Origin of the sequence: Pseudomonas sp. 10C3 (genome assembly GCF_036346185.1) — a bacterium.
In the GTDB taxonomy this organism is placed as follows: Bacteria; Pseudomonadota; Gammaproteobacteria; order Pseudomonadales; family Pseudomonadaceae; genus Aquipseudomonas.
This window is the reverse complement of sequence record NZ_JASJVE010000006.1, coordinates 1-18,372: the sequence shown is the minus strand read 5'-3', so window position 1 is coordinate 18,372 and position 18,372 is coordinate 1. Positions and strand designations below refer to the sequence as shown.

12 protein-coding genes and 1 pseudogene are annotated in these 18,372 nt (G+C 57.7%); 3 read left to right on the top strand and 10 right to left on the bottom strand.

From position 1 onward, the window contains the following. Window positions 1–16 precede the first annotated feature (16 nt). From QN399_RS07060 to QN399_RS07030, 7 genes and pseudogenes are all read right to left on the bottom strand, one after another. A complete protein-coding gene (locus QN399_RS07060; RefSeq protein WP_330200789.1) occupies window positions 17–2,518 on the bottom strand; it encodes a phosphoketolase family protein in 2,502 nt (833 codons plus the stop codon). 150 nt (window positions 2,519–2,668) lie between these two features. After that, window positions 2,669–3,989 (bottom strand): annotated as a pseudogene (gene potE / locus QN399_RS07055) (putrescine-ornithine antiporter); the annotation flags it as partial. Window positions 3,990–4,073: 84 nt separating this feature from the next. Next, window positions 4,074–6,257: an ornithine decarboxylase gene (locus QN399_RS07050; protein WP_330200755.1), complete on the bottom strand. Its 2,184-nt coding sequence runs from the start codon at window positions 6,255–6,257 to the stop codon at window positions 4,074–4,076. 102 nt (window positions 6,258–6,359) lie between these two features. After that, entirely contained in the window at window positions 6,360–7,628 is a 1,269-nt protein-coding gene (locus tag QN399_RS07045; RefSeq protein WP_322178953.1) for an acetate/propionate family kinase, read from the bottom strand. 37 nt (window positions 7,629–7,665) lie between these two features. Then, on the bottom strand, window positions 7,666–8,703 hold the full coding sequence (locus QN399_RS07040; RefSeq protein ID WP_322178952.1) for a zinc-dependent alcohol dehydrogenase family protein: 1,038 nt from the start codon (window positions 8,701–8,703) through the stop codon (window positions 7,666–7,668). A 369-nt stretch (window positions 8,704–9,072) separates the two neighbouring features. Continuing rightward, window positions 9,073–9,276, bottom strand: coding sequence for a YbdD/YjiX family protein (locus QN399_RS07035; protein WP_322178951.1), 204 nt, complete (start codon window positions 9,274–9,276; stop codon window positions 9,073–9,075). A gap of 27 nt (window positions 9,277–9,303) precedes the next feature. Beyond that, the gene (locus tag QN399_RS07030) at window positions 9,304–11,364 is read right to left on the bottom strand and encodes a carbon starvation CstA family protein (RefSeq protein WP_322178950.1); all 2,061 of its coding nucleotides are present in this window, start codon (window positions 11,362–11,364) and stop codon (window positions 9,304–9,306) included. A 245-nt stretch (window positions 11,365–11,609) separates the two neighbouring features. Between QN399_RS07030 and QN399_RS07025 the strand changes: the two genes are divergently transcribed. Together QN399_RS07025 and QN399_RS07020 are read left to right on the top strand one after the other, a co-directional pair. Next, entirely contained in the window at window positions 11,610–12,968 is a 1,359-nt protein-coding gene (locus tag QN399_RS07025) for a cache domain-containing protein (protein ID WP_322178949.1), read from the top strand. Window positions 12,969–13,019: 51 nt separating this feature from the next. Then, complete coding sequence (locus QN399_RS07020) at window positions 13,020–13,652, top strand: response regulator transcription factor (protein ID WP_322178948.1); 633 nt, start codon at window positions 13,020–13,022, stop codon at window positions 13,650–13,652. 38 nt (window positions 13,653–13,690) lie between these two features. Here the strand turns inward: QN399_RS07020 and QN399_RS07015 are convergent, their stop codons facing one another. The 3 genes from QN399_RS07015 to QN399_RS07005 all read right to left on the bottom strand — a co-directional run bounded on the left by QN399_RS07015 (window position 13,691) and on the right by QN399_RS07005 (window position 17,178). Beyond that, on the bottom strand, window positions 13,691–14,134 hold the full coding sequence (locus tag QN399_RS07015; protein WP_322178947.1) for a hypothetical protein: 444 nt from the start codon (window positions 14,132–14,134) through the stop codon (window positions 13,691–13,693). A gap of 126 nt (window positions 14,135–14,260) precedes the next feature. Further along, the gene (locus QN399_RS07010; RefSeq protein ID WP_219059954.1) at window positions 14,261–14,896 is read right to left on the bottom strand and encodes a response regulator transcription factor; all 636 of its coding nucleotides are present in this window, start codon (window positions 14,894–14,896) and stop codon (window positions 14,261–14,263) included. Next, window positions 14,893–17,178: a PAS domain S-box protein gene (locus QN399_RS07005; protein WP_322216639.1), complete on the bottom strand. Its 2,286-nt coding sequence runs from the start codon at window positions 17,176–17,178 to the stop codon at window positions 14,893–14,895. The genes QN399_RS07010 and QN399_RS07005 overlap by 4 nt, the downstream gene beginning before the upstream one ends. A 226-nt stretch (window positions 17,179–17,404) precedes the next feature. Here QN399_RS07005 and QN399_RS07000 point away from each other — a divergent pair. After that, window positions 17,405–18,372, top strand: a 968-nt coding sequence (locus QN399_RS07000) for an AMP-binding protein (RefSeq protein ID WP_330200754.1), incomplete at its 3' end; no start/stop codon positions are given.

Sequence of the window (18,372 nt, the reverse complement as noted above, 5' to 3'; positions counted from 1 at the left end):
CGGATGTCGAAACCGCTCAGGCATCGGTAAAGAGCTGGCCTCTTACATGCCCCTTGGCTAATGGCGGCGGGCTGTCAGGCTGGCTGAAGTCAGCGGTCCAGTGCCAATTGCGTATCTCTGGAAGGTCCTCGAAGTGCTCGCGAATGTACGTGTGATGCTTGCGCAACTGGCTTTCGAAATAACTCACCGCATTCTGGCTATGAGCACACAGGCGCGGCACATGGCTCAATGCGTCGATAGCGAGTTGGTAGCGACTCATCTGATTAAGCACCACCATGTCAAACGGTGTGGTCGTGGTGCCCCGATCAGAGAAACCACGAACATGGAAGCGGGCTTCGTTGGCCCGGCCATGCACCATGGAGTGGATGACCCAGGTAGAACCATGGAAGGCGAACATCACCGGTGCATCACGGGTGAACAAGGCCTCAAACGACCCATGATCCATACCGTGGGGGCGCGTTTCCGGGTTGCTGAGAATGCACAGGTCCACGACATTGACCAGCCGTACGCGGATGCCGGGGACATATTTCTGCAGCAGCCATGCCGCCGCCACCGCCTCGGTGGTCGGTACATCGCCAGCGCACGCTAACACCACATCGGGATCGTCACCCTCATCGCTGCTGGCGAAATTCCAGATCGATGCGCCTTGAGAGCAGTGTTTCAGCGCAGCGTCGAAATCCAGCCACTGGAAATCCGGCTGCTTGCCGCAGGTCACCACGTTCACGTAATTGCGGCTGCGCAAGCAGTGATCGAACACGTTGACCAGGCAGTTGGAGTCCGGCGGGTAGTACACCCGCACCACGTCGGAACGACGTTGCAACACATTGTCGACAAAGCCCGTGGACTGATGACTGAAACCATTATGGTCGTTGCGCCAGGCATGGCTGGTGAGCAGCACATTGAGCGAGGCCAATGGGCGGCGCCACTGAAACTCGCGACTCTGCTGCAACCATTTGGCATGTTGCGTCACCATGGAGTCGACGACTTGGGCGAAAGCCTCATAGGTCGACCACATGCCGTGGCGCCCCGTAAGCAAATAACCCTCCAGCCAGCCCTCGCACAAATGCTCGCTGAGCACCTCCATCACCCGGCCATTGGGCGCGAGGTGATCGTCGATCTCGAGTACCGGTCCCGTAGCCGTTCGGTTGGTGGCTTCAAACACCGCATTGAGTCGGTTGGAATTGGTTTCATCCGGCCCGAACACGCGGAAGTTGGTGGGGTTGAAGCGAATCACGTCACGCAGGTATTCGCCCAGCTTGCGCGGCGCCTCAGCGATCACTTCGCCTGGCCCCGGCACTTCCAGGCCATAGTCGGCAAAGTCTGGCAGGTCTAGCGCGGTCAGCACTCGCCCGCCGTTGACGTGAGGAACAGCGCCCATACGCAACGCGGCCGGCGGGGTCAGTGCCTGCAGTTCAGGCACCAGCGCACCGTTGTCATCAAACAACGTCTGTGGCGAATAGCTGCGCATCCAGGCCTCGAGCTGGGCCAAGTGTTGTGGATTCTGGATCACATTGGCCAGTGGCACCTGATGCGCGCGGAATGTGCCTTCGACCGGCAGACCGTCGACCACCTTCGGCCCGGTCCAGCCTTTAGGGCTGCGCAAAATAATCATCGGCCAACGCAAACGCTCGACCAGCCCCTCGTTCCGCGCACGACGCTGGATGTCACGTATGCTGGCGTAAGACGCATCCAGGGCCGCCGCAAAACGTTGATGCATGCCTGGCAAATCGTCGCCCGCGACAATAATCGGTTCATAACCGCGTCCACGGTACAGCTCGACAAGGTCGGCATCGTCTGTGCGCGCTTCCACGGTGGGGCCGGAGATTTTGTAACCATTGAGGTGCAAAATCGGCAACACCGCACCATCGTCGCGGGGATTGAGAAAACGGATGCTCTTCCAGCTGCCCTCCAGTGGACATGTCTCGGCCTCGCCATCACCAATCACGCAGGTCACCAGCAACTCGGGATTGTCAAACGCAGCGCCGAAGGCATGCACCAGCGAATAACCCAGTTCGCCGCCCTCATGCAGGGAATTGGGCGTGTGCGGACCACAGTGGCTGGGCACGCCACCTGGCGTGGAGAAACTGCGGAAAAACCGCAACATACCCGCCTCGTCCGGCGTTATCTCAGCGTGCACCTCGCTGTAAGTGCCCTCTAGCCAGGCGCAGGCATTGAGCGTAGGGCCGCCATGCCCGGGTCCAGAGATATAGACCATCTCGACATGCTGCTCGCTGATGAGCCTGTTCAAGTGCACATAGATGAAGTTCTGACCCGCCGATGTTCCCCAGTGTCCCAGCAGGCGCGGCTTGATGTGCTCGGCAGTCAGGGGCTCGCGCAACAACGCGTTGGCCTTGAGGTAGATCTGCCCGACACACAGGTAATTGGCAGCGAGCCAGTAACGATGCATGCGATCAAGCAGGTCGGCCGAGAGTGGACCGACGTCGTTAAGTTCAGGCGACGCGATCGGTACGGCTGACGGGTTATCAGCGCTGGACAGCAGCGAGTTGAAAATATACATGACGACTCCATAGGACGGCGTTGTAGACGTTTCCGCAACAGCAGGTCGATTGCAAACAGACTGCCCGAGAGCCGTCTGACTGTAGAAGACAGCTGCACGCTGTCTACTACCCTTCAGTGTTCCTTGATTATCAAACCGATAGCTTTTCGCCGACTGGTTGAGGGCTTCCGTCCTTCATAAAACGTCGGGAAACAGTACCGTACAATGTCCAACCCAACATCGTCACAATGCCACCCAGCATCATCGCGTCTGCACCGGCGCTGAAGAGTGCGTAGTAACTGTAGGCTGCGGCAATGTAAGCGACAATATTAGCCAGTAACGCCTGGCGCGGGGTTACGTTTGCGGCTTGTTGAATCGTCATCAAGGCCGCCATGGACATCAGATAGGGGACCAGATTGGTCACCACCGCCAGATTAACGAGTCGGTCGAACTGCCCACTCAGGTCCGGGCTGATGGTCATCAACGACAACGCTGTCTGGCATGCCAACAATACGAGCATACCGGCGACAGGCGTATCGGTCTTGGTCACCTTGCCGAAGATTTTCATGAAGTACCCGACGTCCGCCGAGCTCTTGAACACTTGGCCAATGGTGAACTGCCACCCCAATAACGAACCAATACAGGCCACAATCATCAGGCCCATGACAATATTGCCCACCAAGGGCGTAAACATCGTGGCAAACGCCAGACCAAAGGGTGCCGTCGAGCTGACCAGCTCAGCATTGGGAATCATCCCCGCAATCACGTTGGTCGAGACGATGTAGATCACTGCTGAAGCCAAGGTTCCCCCCAGCACGGCGATCGGCACATTACGCTCCGGGTTTTCGACGGCATCGGTGTTGGCGCATGCGGACTCGAGCCCCAGGAAAGCCCACAAGGTGATCGAGATCGAGGCCCCTACTGCTTGCATAAACGGCATGTTATGGGGGTTCCAGGCCGCTCGATAGGTTGAGAAGTCGAACCAGAACCAGCCGATTATCGAAAGGACGACAACCGGCAGGATGACCCCCCAAATGGTGACGTTACCAATCCGACCAGTGATCCTTGCCCCCCCGAAGTTGGCAAACATCGTGACCCAGAGCAGCGCGATAGCGGCCATCGCAGTGGCAACTGGTGATAGCGATGTTTTGAACAGGACGACCGAATAGCCCACTGCCGTAATAGCGATTGCAATGTTGGCGATCAGCAGCGACACGCCATACGTGTAGTTGGACATGAAGTTGCCCGAACGCCCGAACGCGTACTCGGCATACCCCCCCATACCGCCAGCCTTACGGCTGAAGCGCCCACACTTGGCAAACGCATAAGCCAGTGCCAATGAGCCCAGCGCGGTCACGATCCAAGAGAAAATTGATATCGTCCCGACCTGCGCCAGTTTGCTCGGCAGCATGACAATGCCCGACCCGAGCATGTTGACAGCCGTCAGCACGGTCAGCTGCACCACACTCATTTTTTTAACTGCAGTTCCCATGTTCCACCCCTTTTACAGCCCGAAACGACGACATGTTTAATCGATACGCCTCACCGGTTGGTGGGCGTCCACGGTGATGAGTCGTTACTGCTTGAGCACGTAGCCATAAGCCCGCAGGCGGCCATCGTCTTCTTGTTTCAGGTACACGCCCTGCAATTCCGGGGTGAACCCCGGGAACTGATTGATAGCGTCTTGGAGTGCGAGGAAGTACTTCAGCGCCGCACCGTCCCAGACCTCACCGGGCACCACGCACAGCACACCTGGCGGATAAGGCAACGCGCCCTCCGTGGCGATACGCCCTTGCGCACTTTCCAGAGGAATGAGCTCAACGTTGCCACGGATGAACTCCAGGTTGGCGTCGCGCGGGCCCATTGCGATTGCGGGCATGTGCGACTGCCGGAACATCTCTTTCTGCAACTGTTTGACGTCATGCTGCGCATACAGGTTGTGCATTTCCTGACACAACTGAACGATGGTGTAGTCTTTATAACGGGCTTCGTGCGCGGCATAAATACCGGGCAATACGCTGCTCAACGGCGCGTCGTCTTTGATAAACCGCTCGAACCGGGCTATCTGAGCCACCAAGTGGTGCATCTTGGCCTTGTCTTCGGCGGGCGTAAGCAGAAACAGAATCGAGTTCAGGTCGCTTTTTTCCGGCACGATCCCGTTCTGACGCAGGAAGGTCGCCAGGATACCGGCATGGATCCCGAAGCTTGTGTATTGGCCGGTGACTGCATCAATGCCCGGCGTGGTGAACAACAATTTGCACGGGTCAATGAAGTATTGCTGCTCGTTATACCCTTCGAACGCATGCCAGCGTTCATCGGGGTGAAACATGAAAAACTTGAGGTTGCTGGCAATCTCGTCGGTGGAATAATCCTGCCAGTATTTGCCATCGATAGTCGGCGGCACGAACGGCCTGATCAATGTGCAGTTGTCCATCACCATTTTGCGCGCCTCAATACCGGCGCGTACGCACTCGCTCCACAAACGCAGGCCGCTGCGGCCGCTGTGCATGCGGGCATTGACATCGAGCGAGGCAAACAGTGGATAGAACGGACTGGTCGACGCCTGCGCCATGAACGAGTTATTCAGGCGATGGTGATTGCAGTAGCGATCCTGCCCTTTAATGTGACGGTCTTTTTTGTGGATTTGCGATGCTTGAGAGAAACCGGCCTGTTGTTTGTGAATCGATTGCGTCACAAAAATGCCGGGGTCATCAGGACCCAGCTCCAGCAACATTGGCGAACAGTCGCGCATCATGGGAATGAATTGCTCATAGCCCACCCATGCCGAGTCGAACAGAATATAGTCGCAGAGATGGCCTATCTTGTCGACTACCTGACGGGCGTTATAAATCGTACCGTCGTAGGTCCCCAACTGAATCACCGCCAGCCGGAACGGCCTTGGTGCAGCGGCTTTTTCGGGCATGATTTCCTGCAGACGCTCACGCAGGTACGTTTCGTCAAAACAGTGCGCGTCGATACCGCCGATAAAGCCGTAGGGGTTGCGTGCTGTTTCCAGATAAAGCGGCGTGGCGCCCGCCTGGAATAAAGCGCCTTGATGCACCGACTTGTGGTTATTTCGATCGAACAGCACCACATCCCCAGGCGTCAGCAGCGCATTGGTCACGACCTTGTTCGACGCCGAGGTGCCATTGAGGACAAAGTAAGTTTTATCCGCGTTGTAAATCTGAGCCGCACGTTGTTGGGCGGCCAGCGCCACGCCTTCGTGGATCAACAGATCCCCCATCTCCACATCGGCGTTACAGCGGTCGGAGCGAAACAGCGTCTCCCCAAAAAACTCAAAGAACTGACGCCCGGCAGGGTGTTTGCGAAAGAACTGTCCGCCTTGGTGCCCTGGGCAAGCAAACGTTGAGTTGCCACGCTCCTCATAGCGTTTGAGTGCACCGAAAAAGGGGGGAAACAGATTGTCCTCATACCGCCGGGCAGCGGTTTCCAGCTTGTCGCCATAGAACTCGGCCTTGTCACTGCCCAAATCGAATACGCCACTGATCTGTAATAACACATCTTCAATGCCGGGGAGCGTGTTACGAGAGAACTTGTCCTGCGCGGTAACTGCAAAAAAAACAGGAATATCGAACCCGGAATTACTAATCACCTCGATCATTCCATTGCGCACGTCTTCCGTCGTGAGAACGGCGGCGGCAATGTCGGTCAAATCGGTTTGATCAAAACCCACAACCTGTCGCGAGGTCAGAAAACAGGCCTGTGCAGCAACGCTGGAAGCCACTTTCAACTGCTTCATCGCTTTCTCCTTATACCGTTGTGTTGTCAATCCATTCGTATCCGCGGGCTGACAGACAACCGCTCGGCAACTCAGGAATGGAACGTACAGGGAGTGGTTAATTCAATAACTTTCAGTTTTCTTATTTGCCGCCCGGAATTCGGCGCTGGCGTGCAGCAATTGCAAGGTATGACGTGCAATTACGTTGTCTTCATCGGTGGGAATTACCCAAGCTGCCACCCGGCTGTCAGGGTGCGACAGGCGAGGGCCGTGCTTTTGGTTTGCAGGTTCATCCATGTCCAGCCCAAGCCAGGCGCAGCCCTTTAGAATGGCGGCTCGCACGGCGACCGCGTGTTCGCCAATGCCGCCGGTAAATACCAGCGCGTCAAGCCCGCCCAATACGGCAGAAAACGCCCCTATTTCGCGCACGATGGTACGCACATAGACATCAATGGCCTCTTTGGCTTCAGGGGCTTGGCTGGCAGACAGTTCACGCATGTCGCTGGAAATTCCGCCAGAGACGCCTAACACACCACACTCGTGATAAAGCAAATGCTCAAGCGCCTGGACCGTCATGCCTCGCTCGCGCAAGAGGTACAGCAGGATGCCGGGATCCAGATGGCCTGGGCGAGTGCCCATAAGGATGCCGTCCAGCGTGGTAAAACCCATGCTGGTGGCGCGGCTGAGTCCCCCGTGCAAGGCACACAAACTTGCGCCATTACCGAGGTGGGCGACGATGGTCCGACCCGCCGCCGCACGCGAATCGTAGCCCGGCAAGACACTGGCAATGTATTCGTAGGAAAGACCGTGGAACCCATAACGACGTATGCCCTCCTCGCTCAAGGCACGAGGCAGTCCATACAGTGTTTCCAGGCGATCCAGAGAGTGGTGAAACGCAGTATCGAAACACGCCACTTGCGGCAGTCGAGGGTGTTCGCGCGCCAAGTACCGCACCGGGGCCAGACACAGAGGCTGATGCAAGGGTGCGATCGGTATCAGCGCTTCCATTTCGCTCAATACCGTCGCATCGATCAAGGCGGCGACCTGCTTTCGTTCGCCTCCGTGAACGATTCGGTGGCCCGCGGCAGCAAGCGTGTCACCGGTGTAGCGTTCGATCCATTCAACCAAACGACCCAACGTCTCGTCGGTGACCGACTCATCCGTCTGCGGCCACTGCTCCTCGACATTCACGTCACTGGCGACCTCGCGAAAGCGTAACCGGTATACGTTGCCCTGCCTCTCCAGGCTGCCATGACCGCGGGCCACGGGCTGCCCTTGATCATCCAGCCTGGATGGGTAGATGGAAAACTTGATGCTTGAAGAACCTGCGTTCATCACAAGCAACAAGCCCTCGGTGGACGGGCCCAATGAGACGCGTGCCTGATCATCCATACGATTTCCTTAGTATCGGGCAGTGATCGAAGACGCTTTATTGAGACAGAATCACTTTTATAGCCTTTTCTTTGGCCGCGTTGGCAAACACCTCATATGCCTCAAGAATGTTGTCTAGTTTGAAGCGATGAGTGATGAGCTGGCCCGGCTCGATTTTTCCGGATTGCACCGTTTTCAATAACATCGGCGTGGTATTGGTGTTGACCAGGCCGGTGGAGATATTGATGTTTTGAATCCACAGTTTTTCCAGGTGCAGCTCGACACTTTTGCCATGCACACCCACGTTGGCAATATGCCCGCCCGGAGCAATCACTTGCTGACAGGTATCGAAGGAGGCAGGAATGCCCACGGCTTCGATGGCAACATCCACACCCACCCCATCGGTCAATGCGAAGATTCGATCGACAGCATTCTCCACGTTGATGTCAATGGTGTGAGTGGCGCCGAATCGCTTGGCAACTTCGAGCCGATTTGGATCGGCATCCACCACAATCAGGGTGGCAGGAGAATAAAACTGGGCAGTGAGCAATGCCGCCAATCCGACCGGACCCGCGCCCACGATGACGACTGAATCGCCCGGTTTGACCTTGCCCGACAGCACACCGATCTCAAAACCGGTGGGCAAAATATCGCTCAACATCACCAACGCTTCTTCATCGGCGCCAGCAGGAATCGGGTACAGGCTATTGTCTGCGTGCGGAATGCGTACCTGTTGTGCCTGGGTACCGTCAATCAAGTGGCCGAGAATCCAGCCGCCATCAGCACAGTGCGAATACAGCTGACGCTTACAGTTGGCGCAACTGCCGCATGAGGTGACACACGAAATCAGTACGTGATCGCCCTTCTTGAAGTTACGGACAGCCGAACCAACCGCCTCCACGACGCCCACGCCCTCATGGCCCAGCGTCCGTCCTTTTGTGACGGCAGGAACATCACCTTTAAGGATGTGCAGATCAGTACCGCAGATGGTGGTGTGCAGGATTCGCACAACAGCATCAGTAGGCTTTTCGATGATAGGGTTTGCTTTGTCCTCCCAGGATTTCTGGCCAGGACCTTGATAAACGAGAGCTTTCACTTAATGTCACTCCTCAGCTAAGGCGTAAACCATCACATTGGGCTCCCTGTCGGCACGTCAACCGGGGCTGGCACTTTCTAAACGTCAACGCCATTAACGGGGCAAACCTCACCCCTTTTGTCGACCCGAAACCCGAATTTCATGTGCAGCATAGGCTGATATTTATAACAGGCTGAATTTTGCGTCGGTTGATCTGGGTCAGTGAACCGCCCGCCTCCAAAAACCGGACTGCTCGCGGCGTTGCACCGGGTCCACTATCGTCTGCGGGATGTTTGTAGCGTTGGCCAAGACTAAACGCAGGCCTCGGTTTGTGCCCAAACGCAACGCGCCACGACAAGGCGTGGCGCGTTGCTCTATCAAGACAGACGATCAACAGCAGCGGGGAGACTGCCCGTTGCCGCCGCCGTAACGCGCCTCCTGACGTTCACGAAAGAACGCTTCGTAGGTCATCACCGGCTTATCGGGGTGGGTGATCTGCATATGCTCGACGTAATTATCGTAGTCAGGCATGCCCACCATCAGGCGGGCGGCCTGGCCGAGGTATTTCCCGAGTCGACTCAGGTCATTGAACATAGGCAGCTCCTCCGTTGAAACCCAGGCTCATCGTGCGTCTGGCAGCGCCTGGAATGGCGCTTCTTTATCCGTACGCTCTTTGGTGCCCCACGCCGCCACACCGACCTTGATCGCATAGAACAGGATGCTGAACACCACGAACAGGAACAGCGCAGTCAGGGTAGCGTTGGTGTACGCGTTGAAAATCACGTGCTGCATCTGATCGATAGTCTTGGCCGGGGCCAATACCTGACCCGCATCCAGCGCCGTGCGGTACTTGGTCGCCAAAGCCAGAAAGCCAACCGCCGGGCTCGGATCGAACAGCTTGATGTAGCCGGCCATGGTGGTGCAGATCAGCAGCCACACCGCTGGCAGCAGGGTGACCCATATGTAGCGTTGGCGCTTCATTTTGATCAGCACGACGGTCGCGAGCATCAGCGCGATACCGGCCAGCATCTGGTTGGAGATGCCGAACAGCGGCCACAAGGTGTTGATCCCGCCCAACGGGTCGATCACGCCTTGATAAAGCAAGTAGCCCCACATCGCGACGCAACCGCCAGTCGCGATCAGGTTGGCAGTCCAGGATTCAGTACGTTTAAGCGCCGGTACAAAGGTACCCAGCAAATCCTGGAGCATGAAACGACCGGCTCGGGTCCCCGCATCCACGGCGGTGAGGATGAACAGCGCCTCGAACAGAATCGCGAAGTGGTACCAGAACGCCATGGTGTCTTTGCCCGGCAGTACCTGGTGCAGTATCTGCGCGATACCGACCGCCAGGGTCGGCGCACCGCCAGCACGGGCCAGCACAGTGGTTTCACCGATGTCTTTAGCCACCGCAATCAGCGCGTCTGGAGTGATGGCAAAGCCCCAACTGCTGACGGTTTGCGCAACCGTGACCGCGTCGCTGCCGACAATCGCTGCAGGGCTGTTCATCGCGAAATACACGCCCGGATCAATCACCGAAGCCGCCACCATGGCCATGATCGCCACGAAGGACTCCATGAGCATCGCGCCGTAGCCGATGTAACGGGAGTTGGCTTCACTGTCGAGCAGCTTCGGCGTGGTACCCGACGCGATCAACGAGTGGAACCCGGACACCGCACCGCAGGCAATGGTGATGAATAGGAAGGGGAACAGCGCGCCTTTCCAAACCGGACCGGTGCCGTCGGTGAACTGAGTCAGCGCGGGCATTTTCAGCTCAGGCGCAATGATCAGGATGCCAATTGCCAACGCAACGATGGTGCCGATTTTCAGGAACGTCGACAGGTAATCCCGGGGTGCCAACAACAGCCAGACCGGCAATACCGCCGCGACGAAGCCGTAACCGACCAGCATCCAAGTGATTTGTATGCCGGTGAAGGTGAAGGCCTTGGACCAGACCGGGTCCGCAGCAATCTGCCCGCCGGTCCAGATCGACGCCAGCAGCAAAATCACACCGATCAGCGAGATTTCGCCAATGCGACCCGGACGGATGTAGCGCATGTAGACGCCCATGAACATCGCAAGCGGGATCGTCGCCAGCACCGTGAACATGCCCCATGGGCTGTCCGCCAACGCTTTAACCACGATCAGCGCCAACACCGCAAGGATGATGATCATGATCAGGAAGCAACCGAACAAGGCAATGGTGCCGGGCACACGGCCCATTTCTTCACGCACCATCTCGCCCAGGGAGCGACCGTTGCGCCGGGTGGACAGGAACAGAATCATGAAATCCTGCACCGCACCGGCGAACACCACACCGGCAATCAGCCAGAGCGTACCGGGCAGATACCCCATCTGCGCCGCAAGCACCGGGCCGACCAGAGGGCCGGCGCCAGCGATGGCGGCAAAGTGGTGACCAAAAAGGATATGTTTGTTGGTCGGCACATAGTCCAGACCATCGTTATTGACGACCGCAGGGGTGGCGCGATTAGGGTCCAGCTGCATCACTTTGGTGGCGATGAACAAGCTGTAATAACGGTAGGCAACCAGATAAATCGCCACGGCGGCGACCACGATCCAGAGTGCGTTGATGGCTTCACCGCGGCGCAGCGCGACGACACCCAATGCAATTGCCCCCAAGCAGGCAACGGCGAACCAAGCAAGATGTTTGGTCAGTCGAGTCATTGTGGGTCTCCTGCCGAGGAACATAGCCCTGCGGCGATAGTTGTTATTGTTATGCCCCGTAAAAAAGGGCTTAACTACTATCCGCGCACTACGCGGGTATAAACATCCGCAGTACTACTAAGACTTCTACGTAGAACTACGCGGGTCAATTGCCGCCTTACGCGGCTACCATGTGCCGTCAAGTCGTTCGACAATCGGTGTCTAGCCCTCTTTAGGCAAACCCGTCAGCCTGGATTTCACTCGTCATGCAACTCAAATACAAAATCGTCGCCCTCGGCATCCTGCCCCTGATATTGGCCGTTGGGGTCATCAGCGCGCTGGTCATATTCCAAAACCAGCGTCTGGGTGAACAGCAGGCGCAGCTGATTGAAGACAGTATTCTGGCCAGTAAACGTGCGGAGCTGAAAAACTACGTAGAAATGGCGATGAGCGCGCTTGCCCCGGTGTATGAGAGTGGTCGGGACGATGAGCAAACCAAGCAAAAAGTCCTTGATGAGCTGGCAAAGCTAAGTTTTGGCATCAACGGCTATTTCTTCGTCTATGACCATAACGGCCGCAGTCTGATGCACCCCCGTCAGGCCGCGCTGGTGGGCCAAGACTTGTGGAGCATGACCGACCCCCATGGGTTACCGGTGATTCAGGCGTTACTAAAAAGCGCGCAGTCCGGCGACGGGTTTCAACATTACGCATGGGAAAAGCCCTCGACCGGACAGGTCACCGACAAACTGGCGTACGTCGTGATGCTCGACCGCTGGGGCTGGATGCTCGGCACCGGGATTTATCTTGAGGACGTCGAGCGCGCCACCCATCAGGCTCGCGAAGAAGTCGCCCGAGGCATCTACACCACCATGCTCGCTATTGGTGTCGTAGCCCTCGTCGCCGTGTTGCTGGTCTTTGCGTGCGGGCTGACCTTGAACGCCAGCGAACATCGTCTAGCCGATAAAAAGCTGCAAGGTTTGACTCAACGCATTGTGAGTCTTCAAGAAGAAGAGCGATCACGGCTCTCGCGTGAACTGCACGACGGCATCAGCCAGGTGTTGGTTTCAATCAAATTTCAGTTTGAACTGGCCGCCCTTGAACTCGAGGCCGGACGCGAAAAAGGCCAGGACATCCTTCGTCAAGGAATAGGTCGGCTTGCGGATGCAATCGGCGAAGTTCGGAGCATTTCTCATGATCTTCGCCCTTCGTTGCTTGACACGCTGGGGCTGGCCGCCGCCGTCGCCCAGTTGGTGACAGAGTTCGAACTGCGAAGCGGTTTGACCCTTCACTATGAAAACAACCTCGGCGACGTCCAACTGGTCGATGGCGCCCCCGTGGCACTTTTCAGGATCCTGCAGGAGGCGCTGACCAACATCGAACGTCACGCCAAAGCCAATAACGTATACATTGATCTGGAGGGTGATCCGGCCCAGGTCAGGCTATCGGTATGCGATGATGGCGTCGGGTTCAATATCAATCGGCTTGAAGAGATCCACGGTGGGATCGGCTTGCGCAACATTCGCGAGCGCGTCGATCACTTCAACGGCCACTTCAGTCTGTCGTCGATCCCTGGCAGAAGTGAATTGATCATTACCCTCCCCACCCGCCTTCGCTCACTCGCGTAGTGCTCATAACAACAAGCCAAAAACAACCCTGAAAACAACCAGAGCGCGATCATGAACACCTCATACCCCATCCGTATTGCGTTGGTGGACGATCACTCTTTAGTGCGTGATGGCATACGCGCATTGCTGGGTGTCCGGCCTTCCTTCGACGTGGTCGGCGAGGCCGAGAATGGGGCCCAGGCACTCGATCTTTGCGGCCGTGTTTCACCCGACATTCTGCTGGTCGACATCGGTTTGAAAGACATGAATGGCCTGGAACTGACACGACTGCTGCGCATTCAGTACCCGGACATCAAAATCCTCATTCTGAGCATGTATGACAACCATGAGTACATCGCGACCTCCATTCGAGCAGGCGCCAGTGGTTATGTGCTGAAAAACGCCCCCTCAAAGGAAATCATTGCGGCCATCGAGGCGATCGCCACAGGCGGGACGTTTTACAGCGCCGAAGTGGCCCTCAAACTGGCCACCAGGAAACCAGATGAAACCGAACTCACTCCGAGGGAAAGCCAAGTGCTCATCGGTCTGGCGCAGGGTTTGAACAACAAGACTATTGCCCGGGAACTTGCTATCAGCGTGCGCACGGTCGAAACCCATCGTTTGAGCATCAGGCGCAAGCTCAAGGTCGACAAACCGGCAGGTCTGGTTAAATACGCGATGGAGCACGGCCTGCTGTCCCGCTGAACCTGTGCGTCAGTCCATCGTAACCGTGCGCAAGACGATCAGCCCTGCCAATAGAACATTGCCTTGGCCAGGATCACGATCCCGACCATGTGGCAGAACAGACTGATATGAATAACGCGCGAGTAACGTGCATTCATACGCCCGCTTCTCAGCAAAAACATGGCCGTGAGAAAGTGCCCCAATACGCTGATGGCAAGCAGAATTTTCAGCGCAAGCAAGGTACCGAAAGAAGACGCCAGCGGCGTGGCCAGAAGTGGCAAATAGCGCTGCCAGACCATGCCCAGCCCGGCGCCGAACAGCGTCAGCAAGACCCATGGCATCAGCTTTCGAGCGCGCAGAGCAATGCCTCGCTCGACCAGAATCATCGCCTTGGCCGGTATCTTCTTGAGGACGCTCTCGAGGATCAACACTTCGAAAAACACCGTGCCAATGAAGATCAGAGCAGCGAACAGGTGCAGGGTCAGCAGGATGGGATAGCTCATGGTCTTCTCGGGTTCAGGTCGGCAGAATTTCACGTGGCCCACGACGGGTGGTGCCGCCCGCAAAAACAAATACAGGATCTCTCCCCAGGCACGATAGCGTCCTGTCCTGAGTCAAGAGTTCTGCGCTCAACGCAGCTTCAGCGGGTCCACGATCCCGGCCACTATGGCCATGCCCACCAGATCTGGCAGGTGGTCGGCCTGCATGCGCTTCATGACCCGAGACCGGTACAGATCCACAGTTTTTGCGCTCACACCCAGTTGCTCGGCGATTTCGCGGGTGGTGTAACCCTGCACCAACGGCAGCAACACATCGCGCTCGCGGGGCGTCAGCGTGAGCAAGCGCGCCTGCAATTGTGCATGACCCTGGCTGCCGGAGCGGCTTGCATCGAAGCTGCCCAAGGCCTGCTGCACACTGTCCAGCAACAACTGTTCGTTGTATGGTTTTTCGATAAAGTCATGAGCGCCGGCTTTGAATGCGCGCACCACAATCGGCACGTCTGCATGGCCACTGACGAAAATGACCGGCAGGTTCAGTTCACGCGCGCGCATTTCTTCCTGCACATTCAACCCGCCCATGCCGGGCATGCGCACATCCAGCAGCACGCAGGCGTTGAGTTGGGCGTCACACGCGTCCAGGAAAGCGAGGCCACTGGTAAACGGCAGTGCTTTGAGGCCCACCGACTCCAGCAACCAGACGGTCGAGTCGAGCATGCCCTGATCGTCATCGACCACATAGACCACCTGCTCCGCGACACTCGTCATTCATTCACTCCTGATATTATTTTTAGGGGACCAACAAGCGGCAAGTAGCAGCGCATCAGTAGTCCGACCGATACGCGCCGGGCCTGCAATTCACCGCCGAAACCTTCAATAATGCTGCGACTCATGGACAGCCCCAGCCCCAGCCCATCGACTTTGCTGGTGTAAAAAGGGGTGAATATCTTCTCCAGCTCGGCCTCGCTCACGCCTGGGCCCTGGTCGTGCACACTGATCTCCACCCGCCCGTCACTGGCCAGGTCCGCAGCGAGCACAATCATCGAAGGCTGCCCCCGATGAGACTCACGATTGGCGTCGATGGCATTGCGCAGCAGATTGAGCAGCACTTGCTCCAGCAGTACCCGGTCGGCATAAACGGGCGGCAGATTATCCGGCAGTTGCTCCTCGATAGTCACCTGGCAATTGCTCGCCTCCCACGCACACATGCGCACCGCCTCCCGAGCGACCTCGGCGACATCAAGGGCCTGCATACGCCGCTGGCCCTTGCGCAGGAAGGCGCGCAGACGCTTGATCACTTCCGACGCGTGATTGGCGTGCAGGGTAATCCGTTCCAGACCCTGGGCTACCCGTTCGGCAGCCTGAGGGTTGGTACCCAGTGCCTGTAAATAACGCTGGCTGGCATTGGCATAGTTGACCACCGCCGCCAACGGCTGGTTGATTTCGTGGGCAATGCCCGAGGCCAGCTCACCCAGTGTCACCAAACGCGCGGTGTGCGCGAGTTCGTCTTGGTGGTGACGCTGTTGCACGTCGCGCAGCTCACGCTCGGTCATGTCCCGCGCTACCAGTGAGTAGTAACGCTCGCCCCCGGCCGGCCGGTGAGCCAGGAGCACCAGCGATACTGGCACCGAAGGGCCGCCGCTGGGTGGCTGAAGCCGTGTTTCCAGGTTCCAGGAACCGTCGCGCTCGGCGGTGCTCCAGCCCTCCCGTTGCAGACGCTCCAGGTCATCGCTGGCAAAGAACTCGCTCAGGGCCGGCATCGGCTGCTGCTCGCCCAGACGCAAAATACGTCGTGCAGCAGGGTTGAGGTAAGTGACCTGACCACTCGGATCGATAAACAGGACCGGGTCAGTATTGGCCTCTACCACTTCAGCCAGTCTTCGCTTGTTCTCTTCAGCCTCGACCCGAGAGGTGATGTCACGCGAAACGCTGACTACCTCGACCACCGTACCGGTGTAAGTCTCTCGAATCGCACGGCAGGCGGTCTCGAACCAAAGGTAATGCCCGGCACGGTGGCGGATGCGGTACGTCATGGTGTGATAACCATCCTGCTCCAGGGCGTCCCGCGCGCGCTGCACCAGACTGGCCAGATTCTGGGCATGGAATAGACCGTGGGCAGGCAGCCCACGCAACTCTTCAGGCCAATACCCGAGCAAGGTCCAGGAAGCCGGCGAGGCGTCGAGAAAGTATCCCTCCGGTGTGTGCCGGGAAATAAGATCAGTGGTGTTCTCGATAATCAACCTGTACAACCGCCGCGCCTTGGCTGCCTCACGTTCCGCCAACACTTGCGCGGTAGCTTCCCGACAGCGTGCCAACACGCGGTTTTCCTGTAAGTCGGGAATAAATGTCCAGATCAATATTCGCTCTTCAAACTGTGCCTCGACCCCTTCAATGGCACGCTGCTGTTCGAGACAGGCGCGGACCAGCACCTGTTGGTTTACCGGCAAAAAACCCGACACGTCGGTCAAAGGCCGCTCGGCGAGCAATGCCAACAGAGCCGCATTCAACTCCAGCGGCCGACCCTGCGCATCCAGCAGCAGACTCGGTTGCGGGTCATGGCCCAGTAGCGGCGAGCCACGCAGCACCCCGTTGACGGTACTCAGCAGTGTCGTCAGCAGATCCTGCACCCAGCCCAGCCAGTCCAGGCTCACCCCTTCGCACACTTCCACCAACAGCAGCCCCGCCTGCCCCGGCTCCAGCGCCAGATCAAATACCTGGCCATAGCTGATAGCCGCACGGCGCAGACGGCCAGACAGCCAGCAATCGAGTTGACGGACCTGATCCAGATCGAGCCGCCCTTCGTCGGCCAGACGCTCGAATAATAACTGGTCACTGGCCAACAATGGGTCTCCCAGACCCGGTGGCAAATGCTGAGCGGCGCCTTCATGGCTATAAATTCGCGCCTGTGGCTGCCAACTCAAATACACCGCCTGACGCACTTCGGGACAGTCCTGAAACGCGCGGCACAATGAGTCGGCACGGGCAGCCAGAGGCACGCCCTCACATTGCAGGCGCAACCAACTGTGTAATCGAACGGGGGTTGAGGTCATCGCAGCTCCTTGTAGCGGACGCCAAGCATATACGCGCCTTACTAGCAGGGCTGTATCCATTTAGTGCAAGATGAAAAACGTATAGTATTTTTACTATACTACTCAGGTAGTACTTCCATATCAGATGGCAATTAGCATATAAGGTGCGTCGGATAATTAACTGACCCTACGAGCAATCTGAACGGTCAGATATAGAGCTAATAATCAGCCACCGAGTACCCGCCACATGTCGATCTTCGAGCAGGGGTTAGCCCCTTCGGCTGTCAATCATATTGCTTTGTCGCCGCTCAGCTTCATTGAGCGCACTGCCAGCGTCTACCCTGACTACCCCGCCGTGATCCACGGTTCGATTCGTCGTACCTGGGCGCAAACCTATGCGCGCTGCCGTCGTCTGGCCTCGGCGCTGGCCGGTCGCGGCATTGGCAAGAACGATACCGTGGCCGTGATGTTGCCTAACATCCCAGCCATGCTTGAGGTTCACTTTGCAGTGCCGATGATCGGCGCGGTGCTCAACCCGCTCAATGTGCGCCTGGATGCCGAAGCGATTGCCTTCATGCTCCAGCACGGCGAGGCCAAGGTGCTGATCACTGACCGCGAGTTCCATGACGTGATCCGCGCCGCCATCGGCATGCTGGACCACCCGCCGCTGGTGATTGACGTCGATGACCCGGAGTATGGCGAAGGCCAGGCCGTCAGCGACCTCGATTACGAAGCGCTGCTGGCCGAAGGTGATCCCGCGTTCGCCTGGCAATGGCCGGACGACGAGTGGCAGGCGATTGCACTGAACTACACTTCCGGCACCACCGGTAACCCGAAAGGCGTGGTCTACCACCATCGGGGCGCTTACCTGAACTCGCTGGGCAACCAGATGATCTGGAACATCGGGCACCACCCGGTTTTTCTGTGGACCTTGCCGATGTTTCACTGCAACGGCTGGTGCTACCCGTGGATCGTCACTGCGATGGCTGGCGTGCATGTGTTCTTGCGCCGCGTCGACCCGCAGAAGATTCTGACCCTGATCCGCGAGCATCAGGTCACCCACTTCTGTGGTGCACCGATCGTGCTCAACGCTCTGGTCAACATGCCTGAGTCGGCGAAGGCTGCCATTGATCACCCTATCAATGCCATGGTCGCAGGCGCCGCGCCACCGGCCAAAGTGATCGGCGCCGTGGAAGAGATGGGCATCAAGGTCAC